This window comes from Tardiphaga sp. 285_C5_N1_2, from assembly GCF_052076065.1.
Taxonomy (GTDB): Bacteria; Pseudomonadota; Alphaproteobacteria; order Rhizobiales; family Xanthobacteraceae; genus Tardiphaga; species Tardiphaga robiniae.
In genome coordinates this window covers 3,067,504-3,089,054 of sequence record NZ_CP197241.1, presented here as the reverse complement: position 1 = coordinate 3,089,054, position 21,551 = coordinate 3,067,504, and the positions used below count along the sequence as shown (strand labels likewise).

The window sequence follows — 21,551 nt, the reverse complement described above, 5'->3', positions numbered from 1 at the left end:
GCACGTCGTCAGTTGCACACCTCGACATTGGTGAGGCCGATGCGCATGTCGCGCGACACCAAGCGGCAGCCGGGACGCACCGGACGGCAGCCGGCATTGTCGCAGACGATCTGGCTGGACGGCTGTGCGCGCGGCGAGCGGGCCTGAATTTGCGGGCGATCAAGCTCATCGCGCTCGCGGCGCGGCGCGTTGCGTTTGGCCTCGTTGCGGTTGCGCTTCTTCTCACATTCATTGTCGTCATTCAGGAACGTGCCGGCGCGGCATACGATTTTCACGCAGCGGTCGCCGTCCGCCTCTGAACCATGCGCACAGACCAGCGGGCAGACCCGTGCAGATTTGGCCTTGATCGCCTCGAGCGCATCGGTGCTGGCCGCCTTGGCATCGAACTTGGTCGAGGCGTAGCGATTGAAGCGCTCAAGCGACTTGCGGGAAGCCACAGTCCATGAGTTGTCGACTGATCCCTGCAGGCAGCCCACCCGCTGAAGCTCGACCTGGACCTGACGGGGTAGATCGGCTGGCGCGGGTGTTCGGGACACATCGGCCGTGGGGGCGGGGAGTGTCGCCAACTGCGGTCCGGCGGCAGGCGTGTCCAGCTTGCCGGCATCGACCCTGGCTTCCGCTGCCGCGCGGGCGCGCTCGCCGGCGGCGGCGCGTTCCTGCTCGGCGGTCTTGAGTTTCTCGGCAGCGATCCGGGCATCCTCGGCGGTCTTGGCATCGGCCGCTGCCTTGGTCTGTTCGGCCTTCCTGGCGCCTTCGGCAGCCAGACGGGCTTTCTCTTCAACGGCGAGGCGGGCTTTCTCCGCAGCAGCGGTATGGGCGTCCTCGGCTGCGAGCTTCGCGAGTTGGGATTTGGCCAGCGACGCATAGAAGCCGTCGGGGTGCTGGGTCAGGAACGCGTTCCAGCCGTCTCTGGTCGCAAGCTGCAAAGCCAGCTCGTAGTCGCGGCGGGTTTCGGCCTGGACACTGACGGCGGGCGACGTGGCGACGGCAGCCACCGGGACCAGCGGCACGTCGTCGCCGCCGAGCGAACCGTAGACATACGGTTCCTGGCGGTTGCTGGTGTTCTTCATGACGTCGTCACGGATGAAGCCGAAGGCCTTGCGGAGGTCGAGGCCAGGCGTCGCGATGTGGCGGACCAGCGCGGCCGTGAAGGGGCTGTTCTTGCTGTCGCCGTCCAGCGCCGTCGAGCCGGCCTTGGCCGAATAGGCGATCAGCGTGTTGGGGCTGGTCGGCTCCACCTTGGCGAGGCCGCGGGCGATCGCCCGGGATGCCGTGGTGCGCTTCATATTCTTGATGAAGGGGTTGTCGCGGCAGGCATCGAGGATCACCAGCCGCAGCTTCTTCGCGGGCTCAATGGTCACCAGGATGCGCTCCAGCGAGAACGCCTCGTCATAGACATCGGTGTCGCGTTCCAGCAGTGCGTCGACCGGAATCAGGTAATTGGTGCCATCGACCTCGATGCCGTGGCCGGCGAAATAGACCAGAGCAACGTCCGCATCGCGCGCCTTGTCCGCGAAATCGCGCAGGGCCCGGCGCATCTCGGTCGCCTTCAGATCCCGTCGGGCTTCGACAATGTCGAAATTCGCGGTCTTCAAGGTCTCGGTCATCGCTGCAGCATCGTTGGCGGGATTGGCGAGCTTGACGACGTTCTGGTAGGCCGAATTGCCGATCACCAGTGCGACGCGCTTGTCGGCGGCTAAGGCCGACTGACTGAGCAAGCTCAAGGCGAAGACTACGGAAGCCACAAGACCAAGGTTGCGCATCGGAAGCCCCGCAATTGCGACGGTCGAATTCGAGCAGCCTGGCCAGACATCGCAGATCAGTCGGGACTGGCGTGCGTGGTTTGTCTTACGTGGTTTGTCGCGCAGCACTCTCCGAAGGTTCGATCACAGCGGCGCTCCGGGCGTCATCCATTTGAGCGATATCAGCATAACGAAGATGTGTTTGGGCGGGCGAGGCGGACGTACCGGTTCGGCACGATTACGGCCGTCAAATACAATCCATGCACTTGCATCTTTTGCCGGGATAGGTGACAGGTTCCAGATGCGCTCCGCGCTTTTTGGAAGCAGTTATTCAGGGGATATCTCATGGCCACCTACAGCGTTGCCGTCATTGTCGGCAGCCTCCGCAAACAGTCATTCTCGCTCAAGGTTGCGAATGCACTCGCCCAGCTGGCGCCGCCGTCGCTGAAGCTGAACGTCATCACGCTAAACGAGCTGTCATTCTTCAATCAGGACCTGGAAGCCGCGCCGCCGGCCGACTGGGTCAAGTTCCGCGAAGCGATCCAGGCCTCGGATGCGGTACTGTTCGTCTCTCCGGAATATAACCGCTCAGTTTCGGGTGTTCTGAAAAACGCCATCGACGTCGGTTCGCGGCCCTATGGCAAGAGCTCGTTCCTCGGTAAGCCCACCGGCATCGTGGTTAGCTCGCCCGGTCCGATCGGTGGCCTGGGTGCTGCCCTTAGCTTGCGCCAAACCCTGCCGGGGATTGTCGGTCCCATCATGCAACAGCCTGAAATCTATCTGAATGCCGTCGGCGACGCGTTCAGCGAACAGGGCGAGATCGTCAAGGAATCGATCCGGCCGGTGCTGCAGGCCTATATCGACGCCTTCGCCGCCTGGGTCGACAAGCTGAAGAAATAAGCCGCGCAAATTCAGGTTGCGGCCCGGTTGTTAGGTTCGCCTTAACCGGGCCGTCGCATTTTCGGGAATGGTCAAGCATACCCGCCTCAAATCGATCCTCACCGGGCTCGTGCTCTATGCACTGGCGGCGATGATGATCAGCTATTTCGGGGTCAATGCCTATACCGGTAAATACGGCCTCAACGCACGTCAGGAGCTCGACCAGGAGATCGTCGCGCTGACCTCCGAACTGGTGCAGTTGAAGAAGGAACGCACCAAGGCCGAGCAGCGCGTGGCGCTCCTGCGATCTGGTGGACTCGATCCCGACATGCTCGACGAGCGCGCGCGCTACCAGCTCGACTACGCGCATCCGCGCGACCTCGTGAAGGTCATCAAGCCAAACTAAGATTCTCTCTTCGGCGGCGAGGCGTCCTCGCATGAAGCAACACAGCTTTGCATCAAAGCTATGGATCGCTCGCGCCTGCTCATCGTGACGGCAACGTGACCACGACACGCGCTTTCATTCCTCAAATTACAAAACCGATCCAATTCGATTTCGAAAGTTTCACGCCTTCGCTGCAGTGCGAAACAACCGTGTGGCATTCCGCGCGACGCAATCCCTTTCAAGCCGCAAGCACTTGGAGTAGGAAGGGCCATTCACTCTCGCATCCGGAATTTTCATGGCCGCACCGAAGAAAAGCGTCGCTCCCGCAGGGCAGGCAACGAGCAATGGCGCAACCCCGTCATCGCCGCCAGATTTCACCCGCGATCAGGAGATGCACGCGCTTCGCGACATGCTGCTGATCCGGCGTTTCGAGGAGAAGGCCGGCCAGCTCTATGGCATGGGCGCGATCGGCGGTTTCTGCCATCTCTATATCGGTCAGGAAGCCATCGTCGTCGGCATGCAGATGGCATTGAAGGATGGCGATCAGGTCATCACCGGCTATCGCGACCACGGTCACATGCTGGCCTGTGGCATGGACGCCAAGGGCGTCATGGCCGAGCTCACGGGGCGCAAGGGCGGTTACTCCAAGGGCAAGGGTGGCTCCATGCACATGTTCAGCCGCGAGAAGAATTTCTATGGCGGCCATGGCATCGTCGGTGCGCAGGTGTCGCTCGGAACGGGTCTCGCTTTTGCCAACCGTTATCGCGGCAATGATCTCGTCAGCCTCGCTTACTTCGGCGACGGCGCGTCGAACCAGGGCCAAGTCTATGAGAGCTTTAACATGGCGGAGCTGTGGAAGCTCCCGGTGATCTACATCATCGAGAACAACCGCTACGCCATGGGCACCTCGGTGACGCGCTCCTCGGCTCAGACCGACTTCTCCAAGCGCGGCATCTCCTTCAACATTCCGGGCGAGCAGGTCGACGGCATGGACGTCCGCGCCGTGAAGGCCGCCGGTGACCGTGCGGTCGCCTGGTGCCGCGCCGGCAAGGGTCCGTTCATTCTGGAAATGCAGACCTATCGCTATCGCGGCCACTCGATGTCCGATCCGGCCAAGTACCGGACCCGCGAGGAAGTAGACAAAGTTCGCCACGATCAAGACCCGATCGAGCAGGTGCGCAACCGTCTGCTGGCCGCTGACGTGACCGAGCAGGACCTCAAGGCGATCGACGCCGAGGTGCGTGACATCGTCAACGCATCGGCGGATTTCGCGCAGCAGGACCCTGAGCCCGATGCATCCGAACTTTACACCGATGTGTACCGCTAAGCGCGCGGCTTAAAGACCGATCTGGAGTTATAATGGCCATTCAAGTTCTGATGCCCGCGCTGTCCCCGACCATGGAGAAAGGCAACCTCTCCAAATGGCTCAAGAAGGAAGGCGACACGATCAAGTCCGGCGATGTGATTGCCGAAATCGAGACAGACAAGGCGACGATGGAAGTCGAAGCGACCGATGAAGGGACGCTCGGCAAGATCCTGATCCCGGAAGGGACCAACGACGTCGCGGTCAACACGCCGATCGCGACCATCCTCGCCGATGGCGAAGACGCATCTGCCGCGGCGAGCGCACCGGCCCCCGCGAAGCAGGAGAAGGCCGCAGAATCCGCGCCGCCTGCCGCGGAAGCCAAATCCGCTCCGGCTCCGCAGGAAGAGGCTACAGCGCCAGCAGCTCCGACGGCTTCGATCCAGCCCGATCCCGAAATTCCTGAAGGCACCGAGATGGTGACCATGACCATCCGCGAAGCGCTGCGCGACGCGATGGCCGAGGAAATGCGCAGGGATGAAGACGTCTTCATCATGGGCGAGGAAGTCGCCGAATATCAGGGCGCCTACAAGGTGACCCAGAACCTGCTGCAGGAATTCGGCGCCCGCCGCGTGATCGATACGCCAATCACCGAGCACGGCTTTGCCGGTGTCGGCGTCGGTGCGGCGATGTCCGGCCTGAAGCCGATCGTCGAATTCATGACCTTCAACTTCGCCATGCAGGCGATCGACCAGATCATCAACTCCGCTGCTAAGACCCTCTACATGTCCGGCGGCCAGATGACCTGTCAGATCGTCTTCCGCGGCCCGAACGGCGCCGCGGCGCGCGTTGGTGCCCAGCACAGCCAGGACTACTCGGCTTGGTATTCGCAGATCCCGGGCCTCAAGGTCGTCGCACCCTATAGCGCCGCCGACTACAAGGGCCTGCTCAAATCCGCAATCCGCGATCCGAACCCGGTGATCTTCCTCGAAAACGAAATGCTTTACGGGCATTCCGGCGAGGTGCCGAAGCTCGACGACTACATCGTGCCGATTGGCAAGGCCAAGGTCGCACGTGTCGGCAAGGATGTGACGCTGATCTCGTGGTCGAACGGCATGACCTATGCCCTGAAGGCTGCTGAAGAACTCGCCAAGGAAGGCATCGAGGCCGAGGTCATCGACCTGCGCACGCTGCGTCCGCTCGACACCGATACCATCATCGAGTCCGTGAAGAAAACATCGCGTGCCGTGACGGTGGAAGAAGGCTGGCAACAGTCGGGTGTGGGCGCTGAAATCGCCGCACGCATCATGGAGCATGCGTTCGACTATCTCGATGCGCCGGTCGCGCGTGTGTCGGGCAAGGACGTGCCGATGCCTTACGCCGCCAATCTTGAAAAGCTGGCGCTGCCGTCGGTGGCTGACGTCGTGGCTGCGGCCAAAGCCGTTTGCTATCGGTGAACCATGGCAGGTCCGAAGGAACAGCCATTGCCGCCGGATGTCATGGACCGCGAGGACGCCACCGAGGTGTTGCGCGCATTCGTGCTAGATGGCGGGCTGTCCATCGCCTTCATGCGTGCCTTCGAGGAGCCCGACATGTGGGGGCTCCTGCTGGTCGACATCGCGCGCCATGCCGCACGCGCGTATGCGCGTGAGGCCAATTATTCCGAGGACGAGGCGCTGAACCGCATCGTCGAAATGTTCGAAGCTGAAATCGCGCGTCCGACTGACATGGGCAACACCACGCCGCGGTCGCAACAAGGTCACTGACAATGCCAATCAACATTCTGATGCCTGCGCTGTCGCCCACCATGGAAAAGGGCAACCTTGCCAAGTGGCTCAAGAAAGAGGGCGACAAGGTCAAGTCCGGCGACGTGATCGCGGAGATCGAGACCGACAAGGCGACGATGGAAGTCGAAGCCGTCGACGAAGGCACCATCGCCAAGATACTGGTGGCGGAAGGTACGCAGGATGTTGCTGTGAACGCGGTGATCGCGGTGCTCGCCGCCGACGGCGAGGACGTAAAGGCTGCAGGTTCGGGGGCAGGGGCCGACAAGCCGAAGCCTGCACCCGCTGCCGCGGCTCCCGCACCCAAGCCTGCCGCCGCTGCACCTGCGCCGGCTGCTGCTTCGGCAGCGAAAGCACCGGCTCCGGCCGCCGCGCCGGCTCCGCAGCCGACCGCGGCACAAAGCAATGGCGCGCGCGTGTTCTCGTCGCCGCTGGCGCGTCGTCTCGCCAAGGACGCCGGCATCGAACTCGGTCGTATCAACGGATCGGGTCCGCATGGTCGCGTTGTGGCCGCAGACGTCGAGAAGGCGAAGTCTGGTGGCGGCCTGAAGGCATCAGCCGCGGCTGCCGGCGCTCCCGCAGGTGCAACTGGAGCGATCGGTGCGCCTGCAATGTCCGATCAACAGATTCTCGGGCTGTACGAGCAGGGTGGTTACGAGAGCGTGCCGCATGACTCGATGCGCCGCACGATTGCGCAGCGTCTCACCGCTGCGACCAACTCGATGCCGACCTTCTATCTCACCGTCGATTGCGATCTCGGCAAGCTCTCCGCCGCGCGCGAGGAGATCAACGCTGCCGCCGGCAAGGACAAGGACGGCAAGCCGCTCTACAAGCTCTCGGTCAACGATTTCGTCATCAAGGCGATGGCCATCGCGCTGCAGAAGATTCCGGAAGCGAACGTGTCGTGGACGGAAGCAGCGATGCTCCGTCATAAGCATTCCGACATCGGCGTCGCAGTGGCCCTGCCGTTTGGCCTGATCACGCCGATCATCCGCCAGGCCGAGATCAAGTCGATTTCGGCAATCTCCAACGAGATGAAGGAATTGGCCGCGCGCGCCAAGGCCAAGAAGCTCAAGCCCAACGAATACCAGGGCGGTGCGTCATCGGTGTCCAATCTCGGCATGTTCGGCATTAAGGATTTCACCGCGGTGATCAATCCGCCGCAGTCGTCGATCCTTGCGGTTGGCACGGGCGAGGAACGGGCCGTGGTGCGCAACGGCCAGATCGTCGCTGCAACCATCATGAGCGTGACCCTGTCCTGCGACCACCGCGCCATCGACGGCGCGCTCGGCGCGGAACTGATCACGGCGTTCAAGAAGCTGATCGAAAATCCAGTGATGATGGTGGTGTGACGCGGCGTCACGGGACAAGTCGATGAAGTTGTTCGGCATGGTCTTGCTGGCGGGTTTCGTCTCGCTGATTTGCGGAGTGGCGGTTACGTCAGCGGCCTCGTCGATCATGCCTTGTTACAGCGACAAAGCCGGTTGCGGTATGGGCGAAGCCTACCGGCTGTTGTTCGTACCCGGATACGTGCTGCTCGCAATGATTGGTTTTGGTATCGCGGCACCTGGCAAGCATCGCGAACGCGCGTTGAAGCTCGCGATGTTGGTGTTGGTACTGGTGGCGGTGTTTGTGATCGCGCTCGGGATGGCGTCGGATGCAAATTCGGGACGGTCGCCAAATGCGGGCGACCTCATCGATGCAGTACAGATGTCGGTCTCGTACTGGGTCGTCGTCATCGTGCAATGGCTAATGCTGCGGCGTTACCTGCGTTTGCGCGAGGCCGAACGGGAAGCAATATCTTGAATCGCCGCAGGCGCGGCAACGCGTGTTTGAGTTGAACGGGAGCCACAATGGCCGATACATCTTTTGACGTCGTCGTGATCGGTTCCGGTCCCGGCGGTTACGTGACGGCGATCCGCGCCGCGCAGCTCGGCTTCAAGACAGCGATCGTCGAGAAGGCCTATCTCGGCGGCATCTGCAATAACTGGGGCTGTATCCCGACCAAGGCGCTGCTGCGCTCGGCGGAAATCTATCACTACATGCAGCATGCCAAGGATTATGGCCTGTCGGCGGACAACGTGACGTTCGACATCAAGGCCGTGATCGCGCGCTCGCGCGGCGTCGTGAAGCGCCTCAGCGGCGGCGTCGAATATCTGATGAACAAGAACAAGATCTCGATCATCTGGGGTGAGGCGACCCTGGATGCGCCGGGCAAATTCACTGTCAAGAAGACGGAAGCCGCAGCACCCAAGGGCGCGCTCGGGGCAGGCAGCTATACTGCCAAGCATATCATCGTCGCCACCGGCGCCCGGCCGCGCGTGCTGCCGGGTCTCGAGTCCGACAAGAAGCTTGTCTGGACTTATTTCGAGGCCATGAACCCCGACAAGATGCCGAAGTCGCTGCTGGTGGTCGGCTCCGGCGCCATCGGCATCGAATTCGCGTCGTTCTACAAGACCATGGGCGCCGACGTGACTGTGGTCGAGGTGCTGCCGCAGATCCTGCCAGTCGAAGACGCCGAGATCGCCGGCTTCGCCCGCAAGCAGTTCGAGAAGCAGGGCATCAAGATCATGTCCGGCGCGAAGGTGACCAAGCTCGACAAGAAGTCGGATTCGGTCACCGTGACCATCGAAGATGGCAAGGGGGCTACCCAGCAACTCACCGTCGATCGCGTCATCTCGGCGGTCGGTGTGGTCGGCAATATCGAAGGCTTTGGCCTCGAGAAGCTCGGCGTGAAGACCGAGCGCGGCTGTATCGTGATCGACAAATACGGCAAGACCAATGTGCCCGGCATCTATGCCATCGGCGACGTCGCCGGTCCGCCGATGCTGGCCCATAAGGCCGAGCATGAGGGCGTGATCTGCGTCGAGGCGATCAAGGGGATGAACCCGCATGCAATGGACAAGTCGCTGATCCCGGGCTGCACCTATTGCCATCCGCAGGTGGCCTCGGTCGGTCTCACCGAAGCCAAGGCCAAGGAAGCCGGCAAGGACATCCGCGTCGGCCGCTTCCCCCTCGTTGCCAATGGCAAGGCCATCGCCCAGGGCGAGGACCAGGGCATGGTGAAGGTGATCTTCGACAAGAAGACTGGCCAGCTGCTCGGCGCCCATATGGTCGGCGCTGAGGTCGTCGAGATGATCCAGGGCTTCGTGGTCGCCATGAACCTGGAGACCACGGAAGAGGAACTCTTCCACACCATCTTCCCACATCCGACCATCTCGGAGACGATGAAGGAAGCCGTGCTCGACGCCTATGGGCGCGTGCTGAATACGTAGTCGGAAGCATTTCCGATCGATAATTTTGATCGCCGCATCGTGAAGTTGCGGCGGGCTTACGTTCCGGTCTCCCGACGTTATCTGCCGTCAAGGTCAGATGCGAATGCGTCCAAGGCGCAAAGTGCTGTCATTTCCGAGTGACGCTAAATTCAGGGAGCTTTTCATGAAAACAACGATCACCACTGCCGCGGCTTCGGCCCTCATTGCTCTGATAATGTCCGGTGCCGCCACTGCGTCAGAGCAGCGCTCTGCACACCGGCATGCTCAACCGCAGGCCGTCACAACCTATGGCGACTCACGCGATGCCTTCGCCTATTACCCGGGCTGGGGCCGTGATCCCGTGCTCGTCCGCGGTGTTTATCCCGGGCTGGTCTACGGTGGTGCCACCTCCGCGCCCGCCGGACGTTGAGATCGGCAACGGATGGAAAAGTCGGCCTTGCGCTGACTTTCCGGTAACGCGGCAGCGATTTTAGCCTCGCTCAAAAGGGTTGCCGGTGCGCCACAAATGTTGCTTGGTTGCCACAGTCCCCCAAGATTTAACCCTGTCGTGCTGTGGGTATTGTAACCGCCGCTATTTGGCCACACGCCTTCGTGAAATCATTTCTCACCAGCCAGAAGGCTGGAGCGCTTTGTTGATCGGCGGGATGTCAGTGGGATTGTCCCGGATCGCCGAAGCGGCCTGAGAAACCAGGTTCGCGATGGACGCCAAGACGAACATCAAGTCGCGTTTGCCTAGCCGTCTTATGACGGAGGGCCGGGAGCAGGCGTCGCGTGGCGCGCTCCCCTGCGCGACGAGTCTAGCGACGCTGCGGCGCGAACGGTTCATCGCTGGCCCAGTGCTGCGCGCGCAAGAATCTCGCACCGTCGAAATCTTCAAAAAGACACCATATGGCACCGATTTGAAGCGGGTGAGCCGTTATGTCGCCAAAGACATATTGGAAATTGCAAACATACTGTTGCTGAAGACGACATTGCTCGATCACAGCCGGTCGCAGGGAGCGTGCCTCACTGCGACGGGGCAGACGATCGCGGAGAAAATGAAGCCCGTGACGCGGAATTCCCATCAGGACGTCATTCGTTCTGCCGACAAGCTGATCGCCGTTATTGGTGACCTTGTTGGATCGAAGGGGACTCTGGCTCCTGACACCTTCGGATCGATGGGCGGCAGCACCATCGGGCGTGAAACCGGTGAGGGCTGCCTTAACGTAAAATTGACCGACAAAGAATTGGCCGCGCACCCGACCAAACGGAAGCGTCGCGCGACTAACCATATGTCAGGGACGCTGTGGACATATGCCCAGCAGGTTGGATCGGCCATTGGTTGCGCCGTGACCCAAGCCGGCCGGGCCCACGAGAAATACTGTTATGCGGATAGTTGAGCGTACCATTTTTGTAGCGTTTGCTTTGGGTGCCGCGTCGGTGGCCGCGCCGGCGTTTGCCTTTGATGGTGCGCCCGTTGGCAGCAGCGACGCAGCCCTGCCGGTTGTAACGACCATTCCCGGTGCTGCGCCGGTCTTGAAGAAGTCCGCCAAGCCCGATACCTCGCTGACCGCTCTTCAGTATGCCGCCGAAGGCGGTCATCCGATTGCCCAGTGGAAGCTCGGCCGGATGTATGCCGACGGTAACGGTGTGGCACAGGACGATCTGCGCGCCTTCGAATATTTCAGCCGTATCGCCAATGCCCATGCGGAGGACTCGCCGTCCGCGCCGCAGGCGACCATCGTCGCCAACGCCTTCGTGGCGCTCGGTCGCTACTACCTCGACGGTATCCCGAATTCGAAGATCAAGGCCGACACTGAACGCGCACGTGAGATGTTCTCCTACGCCGCATCCTATTTCGGCAATGCCGATGCGCAGTACGATCTGGCCCGGCTGTATCTGAAGGGCATCGGCACCCCGCGCGACACCAAGTATGGCGCCCGCTGGCTGGGCCTTGCTGCGCAGAAGGGCCAGCACCAGGCGCAGGCGTTGCTCGGCCAGATGCTGTTCAACGGTGAATCGCTGCCACGGCAGATGGCGCGCGGCCTGATGTGGCTGACGCTGGCCCGTGACAATGCCGGCCCGGACGACACCTGGATCCGCGACAGCTACAACAAGGCCATCGCCAAGGCCTCCGAAGACGACCGTGCGATGGCGCTGCAGATGCTTGAACACTGGGTGTCCGGCAAACGGGACTGAGGTTGTCCCGGACTAAGCGACCGTTTCCGAGCGCGATTACCTCACACTCGACTGTCGTCACCCGGCTTGACCGGGTGACCCAGTAATCGCCAGCCTTCATTATTATCAACGAGTGCTCGCGTCAGGCGCCGCCTCGGAACATTGCCCCGGGCGTTTGCTGGATCGCCCGGTCAAGCCGGGCGATGACGGTTTGTGTTTGGGGAGCGCTTGGCGACGGGCCTTTACGCCGCCTCCAGATCCAGGTCGACCCACACCGGCACGTGATCGCTCGGCTTCTCCCAGGCGCGCACATACTTGTCGATTCCGACATCGATGAGCTTGTCGCTGGCCTGTGGTGACAGCAGCAGATGATCGATGCGGATGCCCCAGTTCTTCTGCCAGGCGCCGGCCTGATAGTCCCAGAACGTGTACTGGCCGGGCTCATCGGTGACGGCGCGCAGGGCGTCGGTCATGCCCAAGCCGAGCAGGGTCTGGAAGCTCGCGCGGGTCTCCGGCTTGAACAGCGCGTCGTTGATCCAGGCCGCCGGATTATAGGCGTCTGCTGCCGCCGGGATGACGTTGAAGTCGCCGGCGAGAATCAACGGCTCCTCGGTCTTTAGCCGTAGTCGGGTGAACTCCTGTAGCCGGGACATCCATTTCAGCTTGTAGGGATACTTCTCGGTGTCGACTGGATTGCCGTTCGGCAGATACAGGCAGGCCACCCGGACCACCCCGGATTTCAGCGACACCACGCCTTCGATGAAGCGGGCATGAAGATCCTCGTCGTCGCCCGCCAGCCGGGGCGTGGCTTCCTCCAGCGGATATTTCGAGAGCAGGGCAACACCGTTGAAGGTCTTCTGGCCGTGGGTGACAACATTGTAGCCGAGCGCCTCGATGGGCTCGCGCGGAAACGCCTCATCGAGGCATTTGATCTCCTGCAGGCAGACGATGTCCGGGGAACAGTCACGCAGCCATGTCACCAGATGGTCCAGCCGCTGGCGGACAGAATTCACATTCCAGGTGGCAATTCTCATCTGATGGGATTCCGGTAACAACAATGGCAAAAATACGTCAACGTGGCATACCATCATCCCCGCCAACATGATAAGCTTTAAGCCTAAAGCGCACAGACGCTGTCTTTAAAGCTGCCATGGGCGGGAAACGGGGGCGACCCGATCTTCTGTACCAGGTGACATGGACCATATGAAGAAACGCACATCGATCGCTCTACTCGTTCTCGTCGGCGCTGCCGCGGTTGCGGCCTACACGACGCGCTCCTCGTGGACCGGTGGCAACACCAATGCACAGGCCCCGCAGCGCGCGCGGATCGTTGCGGTCGAGATTGCCAAGGCGGAACGCAAACCGGTTCCGGTCGATGTCGATTCGATCGGTACAGTAACGCCGATTTCGAGTGTCGCGCTCAAGTCGCGGGTGGAAACCACCATCACCTCGGTGCATTTTGAAGACGGCGCCAAGGTCAAGGAAGGCGATCTGCTGTTCACCCTCGATTCGCGGCAGATTGATGCCCAGATCGAGCAGGCCGAAGGCACGCTGGCCCGCGATCAGGCCCAACTGGCCGGTGCGGAACGCGACGTGCGGCGCTTTACCGATCTGATCGGGAAGGGCGCGACCACCCAAGTGAGCGTCGATAATGCCAAGACCCAATCCGACATCCTGGCCGGAACCATCCGGGCCGATCAGTCGGCGCTCGATAATCTCAAGGTCCAGAAGAGCTACACCATCATTCGCGCGCCGTTCTCCGGCCGGATCAGTGCAGCCAATGTGAAGGTCGGCAATTTCGTGCGCCCGGCTGATACGGCGCCGCTCGCCACCATCAATCAGATGGCTCCGGTCTATGTCTCCTTCGCCATTCCGCAGCGCGTGCTTGGCGATCTGCGCGAAGCGATGGCGGCGGGATCGACCTCGGTGATTGCGACCATCCCGAACAGCGGCCGTTCTGAAACTGGCAAGGTGGCGATGGTGGAAAACACTGTGGATTCCACCACCGGCATGGTCACTGTGCGCGGCATCATGAGCAATCCGAACGAAACCCTGTGGCCGGGCATTTTGGTACAGACCAAGTTGATCGTGCGCACCGAGGACGGCGTTGTTGTGCCCACCGTAGCCGTGCAGCGCAGCCAGACCGGGAACTTCGTCTTCATGGTGAAGGACGGCGTGGCCCGTGTTCAGCCTGTCGAAGTCGATCGGACCTTCCAGGGGATTTCGGTGATCTCGTCGGGTTTAAAAGGGGATGAGGACGTCGTCGTCGACGGCCAGCTCTTGCTGACACAAGGCACACGGGTCGAAGCCCGGGCCCGCAAGGCCGGGGCATAAAACATGACCCTCTCGGAGCTCTGCATCCGTCGCCCTGTGATGACCACGCTCATCACGGCGACGATCATCGCGTTTGGCATTTTCGGTTTCCGGCTGCTGCCGGTGTCGGCGCTTCCGAAAGTGGACTTTCCGACCATCGCGGTAACGGCGACCCTGCCAGGCGCCAGCGCCGACACGATGGCGGCCTCGGTCGCCGGCATCATCGAGCGTCAGCTCTCGACCATCGCTGGTATCTCTTCGATGTCGTCGAGCTCGTCGCAGGGAACGACCCAGATCATCATTCAGTTCGATCTTAACCGCAATATCGATGCGGCGGCGCTGGACGTGCAGACCGCGCTGACGATCGCACAGCGCCGGTTGCCGATCGAAATGACGATCCCGCCGAGCTTCCGCAAGGTGAATCCCGGCGACTTTCCGGTGCTGTTCATTGCGCTGAGTTCATCGACGCTGCCGCTCTCGGCCGTCAATGAATTCGGCGATATCACCATCGGACAGGCGCTGTCGCAGATCCCCGGCGTGGCGCAGGTGCTGATCTATGGTACGCAGAAATTCGCCATTCGCGTGCAGGCCGATCCCGAAGCTGCGGCGGCTCGTGGGTTGTCGCTTGAAGATATCCGCACGGCGGTGTCACGCGCGAACTCTTCGACGCCGGTCGGAACTCTGAACGGACCGAAGCAGGACATCTCGTTGCAGGCATCCGGACAGATGTCCAAGGCCGCCGACTATGGCCAGGTCGTTGTCGCCTGGCGCAATGGCTCGCCGGTCAAGCTGAACGAAGTCGCCAAGATCTATGACGCCGTCGAAAACGACAAGGTCGCGACATGGTTGAATGGCGAGCGCGCCATCGTGCTGGCGATCCAGAAGCAACCCGACGCCAACACGGTCGCTGTGGTCGACGGCGTCCGCGCCAAGTTGCCGTCGCTGCGTGCGCAATTGCCGCCATCGGTCGAAGTCAATATGATGATGGACCGCTCGATCTCGGTCCGCGAAGCCGTCGCCGACGTCGAGGAGACATTGCTGATCGCCGTGGTGCTGGTGATCTTCGTGATCTTCCTGTTCCTGCGCTCAGCCTCCGCGACCTTGATCCCCGCACTGGCGGTGCCGATCTCGATCTTCGGCACATGCGCCGCGATGTATATGCTGGACTACTCCATCAACAACATGACGCTGCTGGCGTTGACCCTTTCCGTGGGCTTCGTGGTCGACGACGCCATCGTCATGCTGGAGAATATCGTCCGGCACATCGAACTCGGCATGAAGCCGTTCGATGCGGCCCTGAAGGGCGCGCGCGAAATCGGTTTCACCATCGTCTCGATCACCTTCTCGCTGATCGCGGTGTTCATTCCCGTGCTGCTGATGGGCGGCATTGTCGGCCGCGTGTTCCGTGAATTCGCGGTGACGATCGCGGTGGCGATCATCGTCTCCGGTTTCGTGTCGCTGACGCTGACGCCTATGCTCTGCGCGCGCGTGCTCAAGGCGCACAATCCCGAGCACAAGGAAAATTTCATCCTGCGCGGTTTCGAGCGCATATTTGCGGCCTGGCTGCGCGGTTACGAATGGGCGCTCGATCGCGTACTGGCACACAAGGGCATCATGCTGGTGGTGACACTCGCGACCCTCGGCGGCACCGTTTATCTCTACAACATCGTACCAAAGGGCTTCTTCCCGCAGGAGGATACCGGGTTCCTGACCGGTACGACCGAAGCCGCAACCGATACGTCCTTCGAAGCGATGAGTGCGCGGCAGCAGGCGCTTGCTGATCTGCTGAAATCCGATCCTGCCGTCGAATACATCAACAGCACCGTGGGCTCCGGCGGTCCGAATGCGACGGCGAATTACGGTCGTCTGTTCGTTGCGCTGAAACCGCGCCAGGATCGTGATCCCGCACAGGTGGTGATGACGCGGCTGCGCCAGAAGTCGTTGGCCGTTCCTGGCTTGCAGGCCTTCTTCCAGAGCATCCAGAATCTGAACATCGGCGGCCGGCCGTCGAAGAGCCAGTATCAATACGTGCTTCAGGGCAGCGACACCGACACGCTGTATCGCGTGTCGCCGGAGATGCGCGACCGCATCGCCAAGGTGCCGGGCCTGCTCGATGTGACCACCGACCTCTACATCAAGAACCCGCAAATGACCGTCGATATCGACCGCGAAAAGGCGGCGGTCTACGGCGTCACCGTCGATCAGGTTCGTAACCAGCTCTATAATGCGTTCGGCTCGCGTCAGGTCGGCACGATCTACATGCCGACCAACGATTATCAGATCATCCTGGAAGCGCAGCCGCAGTTCCGGATCGATCCGAGCGATCTCTCCAAGCTCTATATGAAGACATCGAACAACCAGACCATTCCGCTGAGTGCGGTCGCGCGTCTGGTGCCAACGGTCGGGCCGCTGCAGATCAACCATCAGGGTCAGCAGCCGGCTGTGACGATCTCGTTCAATCTGGTGCCCGGCTATTCGCTGGGTTATGCGGTCGACCAGATCACGCAAATCGAGGCGGATTCCAAACTGCCGGTGACCATCGCCACGGGCTTCTCTGGCACGGCGCAGGTGTTCCAGGATTCGTTGCGCGGGCAGGGCGTACTGATCCTCGCCGCCGTGTTCGCGGCCTTCGTGATCCTCGGCATCCTCTATGAGAGCTTCATCCATCCGATCACGATCATCTCCGGCCTCCCGTCGGCGGGCATCGGCGCGATCCTGACCTTGATGCTGTTCAAGATGGAAATGTCCGTCATCGCCATGATCGGCATTGTGATGCTGGTCGGCATCGTCAAGAAGAACGCCATCATGATGGTGGACTTCGCGCTCGAGCGTCGCCGCGTCGGCCTCTCGGCCGAACACGCGATCCGCGAAGCCGCGCTGCTGCGTTTCCGCCCCATCATGATGACCACCTTTGCGGCCATCTTCGGCACGCTGCCGATCGCGCTCGGTGCCGGTGCCGGCGCCGAATTGCGTCAGCCACTTGGCGTCGCGGTGGTCGGCGGTCTGTGTGTCTCGCAATTGCTGACGCTGTTCATCACGCCGGTCATCTACATCTATCTCGACCGCATCGACCGCAAGCTGAAGCGCAAGCTGCAGCCGCAGCTCGACGAAGAAGATCACGACGATCGTCCGCGCGTCGTGGCGGCGGAATAGGGTGTCTTCGATGCTGGTGAGAACGCTTACTGCGGCCGCTTTGCTGGCCGCACTTGTTGTCGTGCCGGTACGTGCCGACGATCGGATCGAAATCTTCGACGCCCATATGCATTATAACTGGGAGCCGAAGCCGTATTACCAGCCCGACGAAGTGCTGGAGGTTTTCAGGAAGAACCGCGTCACCGGGATTCTCGCCACCAGCCGCCCGAACACCGGCACCCATGTGCTGATGGACGGTAAGGCCAGTGGCAAGGCAGGCGATCTGCAGGTCGTGCCGTTCATCCGGCCGTATCGCGTGCGCGCCGATATCGGCAGCTGGTTCAACGATCCCGTAATCTTCGATCTCGTGCAGGAGGAGTTCAAGCGCGGCTACTATCGCGGTGTCGGCGAATTCCATCTGACCGGCAAGGCGGCCGATACCGAGATGGTCAAGAAGACCGTCGACTTTGCCGTCGCCAACAATCTCTATTTGCACGCCCATGCCGACGACGAAGCGGTCGAGATTCTGATGCGGCACAATCCGCGTGCGCAGATTATCTGGGCACATACCGGCTTCAGCCTCGCGCCGGACCGTGTCGCAGCGATGCTGGTAAAATACCCGAAACTGTGGGGTGAATTGTCTTACCGCAGCGGCATCGTGGACGGATCAGGCAAACTGACGCCGCAATGGCGCGTGCTGTTCGAGCGCTACCCCGATCGCTTCCTGCTGGGCTCCGACACCTGGGTGCCGGAACGCTGGGCGAGCTATGGCGATATCATGGATGGCTATCGCGCATGGCTGGCGCAACTGCCGCCGGCGGTCGCTAAACAGATCGCGCACGGCAATGCGCGGGCGCTGTTCGCCGAGAAATAGACCGATCTAAAAGAGCCGAATAGAGGTCAGATCGAGAAGCTGGTCCCGCAGCCGCAGGACGCCGTCGCGTTCGGATTGACGACGCGGAACGAGGCGCCGATCAGGTCATCGACGAAGTCGAGTTCGGAGCCGGCCAGGAACGGTGCTGAGGAGGGGTCGACCAGCACCACGGCGCTGTCACGTTCGATCAGGATGTCGTCGTCCGCCTTGGCGCGCTCGACGTCGAACTTGTACTGGAAGCCGGAGCAGCCGCCGCCTTCGACCGACACGCGGAGCATGGCGCCGTCGCCTTCGGTCTTGAGGATCTCGCCGATCCGGCGCGCAGCACGCGCGCTGACGGTGAGGGGGGCCTCGGTGACTGCAGTGTCGGTCATATCTGGCTCTCCGGGCAGGATTCGAACCATTTGAATCTGCCGCTCCCCATAGTTAAGTGCGGCAGGCTCAGGAATCAATTGGATCAAGGATAAACACGCCGTGTCGGTCGGAATGGCTGCTCCCCGCGCACCCTATGCCTGCGACCCTGATCGCAGCCGCGGACGGCTGTTTTCCGAGGCTCCGAGCCGGACCCGCAGCGCGTTTCGCCGGGATTGCGACCGGGTCATCCATTCGACCGCGTTTCGGCGCCTCAAGCACAAGACCCAGGTCTTTGTGTTCCACGAAGGCGATCATTACCGCACCCGTCTCACCCACACGTTGGAAGTGGCGCAGATCGCCCGCGCCGTAGCCCGGCAACTGGGCCTCGACGAAGACCTGACCGAGACCCTGGCGCTGGCCCATGACATCGGCCATCCGCCGTTCGGCCATGCCGGCGAGCGGGCGCTGGATGCCTGTCTCGAGGCCCATGGCGGCTTCGATCACAACGCACAGACCTTGCGCCTCGTCACGTCACTTGAGCATCGCTATCCGGAATTCGATGGCCTCAATCTGACCTGGGAAACCCTCGAAGGCATCGTTAAGCACAACGGGCCGCTGACGGACGCGTTAGGCGCCCCTGTGGGACGTTATGCCACCCATGGCGTGCCGTTCGGGATCAGCGAATATGACCGCACCTTTGATCTGGAGCTGTCGAGCTTCGCTTCGCTGGAAGCTCAGGTCGCGGCGATTGCCGATGATATCGCTTACAACGCTCATGACATCGATGACGGACTGCGCGCAGGGCTGTTCACCGTCGATGACCTCAAAGCGATGCCGCTGACGCAAGGCATGATCACAGAGATCGATGGGCGCTATCCCGGTCTCGACGAGAGCCGCCGCGGCGCCGAACTGGTGCGCGAGTTGATTTCCTATCTGATTGGCGCAGTCGTCGGTGAGACGGAGCAACGACTCGGCGCGGTGCTGCCGAAGTCCGCGGAGGACATTCGCCGCTGCGGGCGCAAGCTCGTCGCGTTTCGTGCTGACGCGGCAGAAGCCGAGGCTGGGATCAAGGCCTTCCTCTGGCAGCACATGTATCGCCATGAGCGTGTCATGCGGGTGATGGTCGAGGCGGAATGTCTGGTTACCGACCTGTTCGCACGCTATCAGCGCGCGCCCGAGGATCTACCGCCCGAATGGCTGCCCCCTGAAGGCGCCGAGCCGGAATCGGAGGGCGAACAGGCGCGCCGGATCGGCAATTTCATTGCCGGGATGACCGACCGTTTTGCCATCACCGAACATATCCGGCTCTTTGACTCGACCCCCGAATTGCGTTAGGCGAAAGCCTCTAAGTGCCTTTCGGAGCTGCAGATTTCGATCCTTGCCCACTTGGCGGATCGGCCGTCAAAGAATTGGCGGAACGCCCCCGAAACCGCTATTCCATCCTGATGCAATCCTGCCGGAATCCTCCGGCGCAAGCTGGTTCCCGTATCGCCATGGCCTCGACTGTTCCGACCCCGCATCTGTTCGCCAACGTGCTCGCGCGTGTTCATGCGATCTGCAACGCCCTCGTCGGCGAAGGCGTGCTGCCCGCAGGCATCGATCTGTCGCGCGTCGTCGTCGAGCCGACCAAGGATGCATCCCATGGCGACATGGCGAGCAATGCCGCGATGGTGCTGGCGAAAGAGGCGAAAGCCAAGCCGCGTGATCTGGCTGACGCTATCGCTGCGAAGCTGCGCGATGACGATCTGGTGACGTCGGTGGATGTCGCCGGACCCGGCTTCATCAATCTCACGCTGAAGTCGTCTGCCTGGGCCGATGCGCTGCGCGCGGTGTTGCGCGACGGTGCCTCGTATGGCCGGAGCGCGGTCGGAGCCGGTGAGAAGGTGAATGTCGAATACGTCTCGGCCAATCCGACGGGACCGATGCATGTTGGGCATTGCCGCGGCGCCGTATTCGGCGATGCGCTGGCGAGTCTGCTCGATTGCGCCGGTTATGACGTTACCCGCGAATACTACATCAACGACGCCGGTGCGCAGGTCGACGTACTCGCGCGCTCCGCGCATTTGCGTTACCGCGAGGCGCTCGGCGAAGCCATCGGCGATATTCCGGAAGGCTTGTATCCCGGCGACTATCTGGTGCCGGTGGGGCAGGCGCTCGTGGCTGAGTACGGTGCTGCGCTGAACCAGATGCCCGAGGACAAGTGGCTGCCGATCACGCGCGCCAAGGCCATTTCCATGATGATGGAGATGATCAAGGGCGATCTCGCCGCACTGAACATCTCCCACGAAGTGTTCTTCTCCGAGCGTTCGCTGATCGATGGCGGTACCGACATGGTCGGCGCAACGATCGAATTCCTGCGCGGCAAGGGTGACGTCTATATCGGCCGGCTGCCGCCGCCGAAGGGGAAACCGATCGACGACTACGAAGACCGCGAGCAAACCCTGTTCCGCGCCACCGCCTATGGTGACGACGTCGATCGCCCGCTGCTGAAGTCGGACGGCGGCTACACGTATTTTGCGTCCGATATCGCCTATCACAAGACCAAGTTCGACCGCGGCTTCCTCAACATGGTCGACGTCTGGGGCGCCGATCACGGCGGCTACATCAAGCGTGTGCAGGCGGCGATCAAGGCGGTAACGGCAGGGAAGGCCGAACTCGACGTCAAGATCGTGCAGCTTGTGAAGCTGTTGCGCAATGGCGAGCCGGTGAAGATGTCGAAGCGCTCCGGCGATTTCGTCACCCTGCGCGAAGTGGTCGACGAGGTCGGCTCCGACGCCGTGCGCTTCATGATGCTGTTCCGGAAGAACGACGCGGTGCTGGATTTTGACCTCGCCAAGGTGATCGAGCAGTCCAAGGACAATCCGGTTTTCTATGTCCAGTACGGCCATGCCCGTGGCCATTCGATCTTCCGCAATGCGCGGGAGATGCTGGCCGACCTGCCTCTGGAAACCGAGGCGCGCATTGCCTATCTGAAAGACGCGGTGATGGAGCGGCTCGACGATATCGCCGAGTTGGGCCTGATGCGGCAGTTAGCATTGTACCCACGGATGATAGAATCTGCGGCCACAGCGCACGAGCCGCACCGCATCGCTTTCTATCTGTATGATCTCGCCAGCGAATTTCATGCGCTCTGGACGCGCGGACGGGATATGCCTCATTTACGCTTCATTATCACTAATGATGCAGAACTTACCAAAGCGCGATTGGCACTCGTCCAGAGCGTCGTCTCAGTCTTGGCTTCGGGCCTCGCCGTTCTCGGCGTCACCGCACCGGACGAGATGCGGTAGACAGGGGACGGCCGCTCACATGGGGATCTGTGGGTGGTTCTTGATAGCAGCTGTTTCGTTTGAAAA

At 61.6% G+C, this 21,551-nt stretch carries 19 protein-coding genes; 16 read left to right on the top strand and 3 right to left on the bottom strand.

Going from position 1 to position 21,551, the window contains the following annotated elements; translation table 11 throughout:
• Positions 1-8: 8 nt before the first annotated feature.
• Positions 9-1,763 (bottom strand): caspase family protein, encoded by a 1,755-nt coding sequence (locus AB7951_RS14750; RefSeq protein WP_089264501.1) that lies wholly within the window; start codon positions 1,761-1,763, stop codon positions 9-11.
• Positions 1,764-2,087: 324 nt separating this feature from the next.
• Between AB7951_RS14750 and AB7951_RS14745 the strand changes: the two genes are divergently transcribed.
• The 11 genes from AB7951_RS14745 (at position 2,088) to AB7951_RS14695 (ending at position 11,546) form a co-directional block, all read left to right on the top strand.
• Positions 2,088-2,642: an NADPH-dependent FMN reductase gene (locus AB7951_RS14745; RefSeq protein ID WP_089264500.1), complete on the top strand. Its 555-nt coding sequence runs from the start codon at positions 2,088-2,090 to the stop codon at positions 2,640-2,642.
• A 67-nt stretch (positions 2,643-2,709) separates the two neighbouring features.
• On the top strand, positions 2,710-3,027 hold the full coding sequence (locus tag AB7951_RS14740; protein ID WP_068730817.1) for an FtsB family cell division protein: 318 nt from the start codon (positions 2,710-2,712) through the stop codon (positions 3,025-3,027).
• A 274-nt stretch (positions 3,028-3,301) separates the two neighbouring features.
• Entirely contained in the window at positions 3,302-4,333 is a 1,032-nt protein-coding gene (gene pdhA / locus AB7951_RS14735; RefSeq protein WP_068730816.1) for a pyruvate dehydrogenase (acetyl-transferring) E1 component subunit alpha, read from the top strand.
• A gap of 32 nt (positions 4,334-4,365) precedes the next feature.
• Positions 4,366-5,766, top strand: a complete 1,401-nt coding sequence (locus AB7951_RS14730) for a pyruvate dehydrogenase complex E1 component subunit beta (RefSeq protein WP_439061510.1) — start codon at positions 4,366-4,368, stop codon at positions 5,764-5,766.
• A 3-nt stretch (positions 5,767-5,769) separates the two neighbouring features.
• Positions 5,770-6,075, top strand: a complete 306-nt coding sequence (locus AB7951_RS14725) for a DUF5076 domain-containing protein (RefSeq protein ID WP_068730814.1) — start codon at positions 5,770-5,772, stop codon at positions 6,073-6,075.
• Positions 6,076-6,077: 2 nt separating this feature from the next.
• A complete protein-coding gene (locus tag AB7951_RS14720) occupies positions 6,078-7,445 on the top strand; it encodes a pyruvate dehydrogenase complex dihydrolipoamide acetyltransferase (protein WP_439061511.1) in 1,368 nt (455 codons plus the stop codon).
• A gap of 22 nt (positions 7,446-7,467) precedes the next feature.
• Positions 7,468-7,899, top strand: coding sequence for a hypothetical protein (locus AB7951_RS14715; RefSeq protein ID WP_120289934.1), 432 nt, complete (start codon positions 7,468-7,470; stop codon positions 7,897-7,899).
• A 47-nt stretch (positions 7,900-7,946) separates the two neighbouring features.
• Positions 7,947-9,368 carry a dihydrolipoyl dehydrogenase gene (lpdA, locus tag AB7951_RS14710; RefSeq protein ID WP_120289932.1) on the top strand — a complete coding sequence of 474 codons (1,422 nt, stop codon included), beginning with the start codon at positions 7,947-7,949 and terminating at the stop codon, positions 9,366-9,368.
• A gap of 163 nt (positions 9,369-9,531) precedes the next feature.
• Complete coding sequence (locus AB7951_RS14705) at positions 9,532-9,777, top strand: hypothetical protein (RefSeq protein WP_120289930.1); 246 nt, start codon at positions 9,532-9,534, stop codon at positions 9,775-9,777.
• Between the two features lie 289 nt (positions 9,778-10,066).
• Positions 10,067-10,747, top strand: a complete 681-nt coding sequence (locus AB7951_RS14700; protein WP_120289928.1) for a dihydroxy-acid dehydratase — start codon at positions 10,067-10,069, stop codon at positions 10,745-10,747.
• Positions 10,734-11,546: a tetratricopeptide repeat protein gene (locus tag AB7951_RS14695; RefSeq protein WP_093758718.1), complete on the top strand. Its 813-nt coding sequence runs from the start codon at positions 10,734-10,736 to the stop codon at positions 11,544-11,546. The genes AB7951_RS14700 and AB7951_RS14695 overlap by 14 nt, the downstream gene beginning before the upstream one ends.
• A 221-nt stretch (positions 11,547-11,767) precedes the next feature.
• Here AB7951_RS14695 and xth read toward each other — a convergent pair whose 3' ends face one another.
• A complete protein-coding gene (gene xth, locus AB7951_RS14690; RefSeq protein ID WP_120289926.1) occupies positions 11,768-12,559 on the bottom strand; it encodes an exodeoxyribonuclease III in 792 nt (263 codons plus the stop codon).
• A 169-nt stretch (positions 12,560-12,728) separates the two neighbouring features.
• Between xth and AB7951_RS14685 the strand changes: the two genes are divergently transcribed.
• The 3 genes from AB7951_RS14685 to AB7951_RS14675 are packed head-to-tail and all read left to right on the top strand — an operon-like array spanning position 12,729 to position 17,844.
• Positions 12,729-13,859: an efflux RND transporter periplasmic adaptor subunit gene (locus AB7951_RS14685; RefSeq protein ID WP_089264722.1), complete on the top strand. Its 1,131-nt coding sequence runs from the start codon at positions 12,729-12,731 to the stop codon at positions 13,857-13,859.
• Positions 13,860-13,862: 3 nt separating this feature from the next.
• A complete protein-coding gene (locus AB7951_RS14680; RefSeq protein WP_092142516.1) occupies positions 13,863-16,991 on the top strand; it encodes an efflux RND transporter permease subunit in 3,129 nt (1,042 codons plus the stop codon).
• A 10-nt stretch (positions 16,992-17,001) separates the two neighbouring features.
• Positions 17,002-17,844 carry an amidohydrolase family protein gene (locus tag AB7951_RS14675; protein ID WP_120290347.1) on the top strand — a complete coding sequence of 281 codons (843 nt, stop codon included), beginning with the start codon at positions 17,002-17,004 and terminating at the stop codon, positions 17,842-17,844.
• A 26-nt stretch (positions 17,845-17,870) separates the two neighbouring features.
• Here the strand turns inward: AB7951_RS14675 and erpA are convergent, their stop codons facing one another.
• On the bottom strand, positions 17,871-18,218 hold the full coding sequence (erpA, locus tag AB7951_RS14670) for an iron-sulfur cluster insertion protein ErpA (protein ID WP_120289924.1): 348 nt from the start codon (positions 18,216-18,218) through the stop codon (positions 17,871-17,873).
• Positions 18,219-18,318: 100 nt separating this feature from the next.
• Here erpA and AB7951_RS14665 point away from each other — a divergent pair, with 100 nt between their 5' ends.
• Both AB7951_RS14665 and argS read left to right on the top strand, forming a co-directional pair.
• Entirely contained in the window at positions 18,319-19,533 is a 1,215-nt protein-coding gene (locus AB7951_RS14665) for a deoxyguanosinetriphosphate triphosphohydrolase (protein WP_120289922.1), read from the top strand.
• 158 nt (positions 19,534-19,691) lie between these two features.
• The gene (gene argS / locus AB7951_RS14660) at positions 19,692-21,485 is read left to right on the top strand and encodes an arginine--tRNA ligase (RefSeq protein WP_120289920.1); all 1,794 of its coding nucleotides are present in this window, start codon (positions 19,692-19,694) and stop codon (positions 21,483-21,485) included.
• Positions 21,486-21,551 lie beyond the last annotated feature (66 nt).

Excerpts from the sequence above, each read along its gene's own strand:
- AB7951_RS14705 (WP_120289930.1), top strand. The coding sequence starts at position 9,532 with ATGAAAACAACGATCACCACTGCCGCGGCTTCGGCCCTCATTGCTCTG.
- AB7951_RS14685 (WP_089264722.1), top strand. The coding sequence starts at position 12,729 with ATGAAGAAACGCACATCGATCGCTCTACTCGTTCTCGTCGGCGCTGCC.
- AB7951_RS14675 (WP_120290347.1), top strand. The coding sequence starts at position 17,002 with ATGCTGGTGAGAACGCTTACTGCGGCCGCTTTGCTGGCCGCACTTGTT.
- AB7951_RS14745 (WP_089264500.1), top strand. The coding sequence starts at position 2,088 with ATGGCCACCTACAGCGTTGCCGTCATTGTCGGCAGCCTCCGCAAACAG.
- AB7951_RS14715 (WP_120289934.1), top strand. The coding sequence starts at position 7,468 with ATGAAGTTGTTCGGCATGGTCTTGCTGGCGGGTTTCGTCTCGCTGATT.
- pdhA (WP_068730816.1), top strand. The coding sequence starts at position 3,302 with ATGGCCGCACCGAAGAAAAGCGTCGCTCCCGCAGGGCAGGCAACGAGC.
- AB7951_RS14680 (WP_092142516.1), top strand. The coding sequence starts at position 13,863 with ATGACCCTCTCGGAGCTCTGCATCCGTCGCCCTGTGATGACCACGCTC.
- AB7951_RS14740 (WP_068730817.1), top strand. The coding sequence starts at position 2,710 with ATGGTCAAGCATACCCGCCTCAAATCGATCCTCACCGGGCTCGTGCTC.
- AB7951_RS14695 (WP_093758718.1), top strand. The coding sequence starts at position 10,734 with ATGCGGATAGTTGAGCGTACCATTTTTGTAGCGTTTGCTTTGGGTGCC.
- erpA (WP_120289924.1), bottom strand. The coding sequence starts at position 18,218 with ATGACCGACACTGCAGTCACCGAGGCCCCCCTCACCGTCAGCGCGCGT.
- AB7951_RS14700 (WP_120289928.1), top strand. The coding sequence starts at position 10,067 with ATGGACGCCAAGACGAACATCAAGTCGCGTTTGCCTAGCCGTCTTATG.
- AB7951_RS14730 (WP_439061510.1), top strand. The coding sequence starts at position 4,366 with ATGGCCATTCAAGTTCTGATGCCCGCGCTGTCCCCGACCATGGAGAAA.
- lpdA (WP_120289932.1), top strand. The coding sequence starts at position 7,947 with ATGGCCGATACATCTTTTGACGTCGTCGTGATCGGTTCCGGTCCCGGC.
- AB7951_RS14750 (WP_089264501.1), bottom strand. The coding sequence starts at position 1,763 with ATGCGCAACCTTGGTCTTGTGGCTTCCGTAGTCTTCGCCTTGAGCTTG.
- xth (WP_120289926.1), bottom strand. The coding sequence starts at position 12,559 with ATGAGAATTGCCACCTGGAATGTGAATTCTGTCCGCCAGCGGCTGGAC.
- argS (WP_120289920.1), top strand. The coding sequence starts at position 19,692 with ATGGCCTCGACTGTTCCGACCCCGCATCTGTTCGCCAACGTGCTCGCG.
- AB7951_RS14725 (WP_068730814.1), top strand. The coding sequence starts at position 5,770 with ATGGCAGGTCCGAAGGAACAGCCATTGCCGCCGGATGTCATGGACCGC.
- AB7951_RS14720 (WP_439061511.1), top strand. The coding sequence starts at position 6,078 with ATGCCAATCAACATTCTGATGCCTGCGCTGTCGCCCACCATGGAAAAG.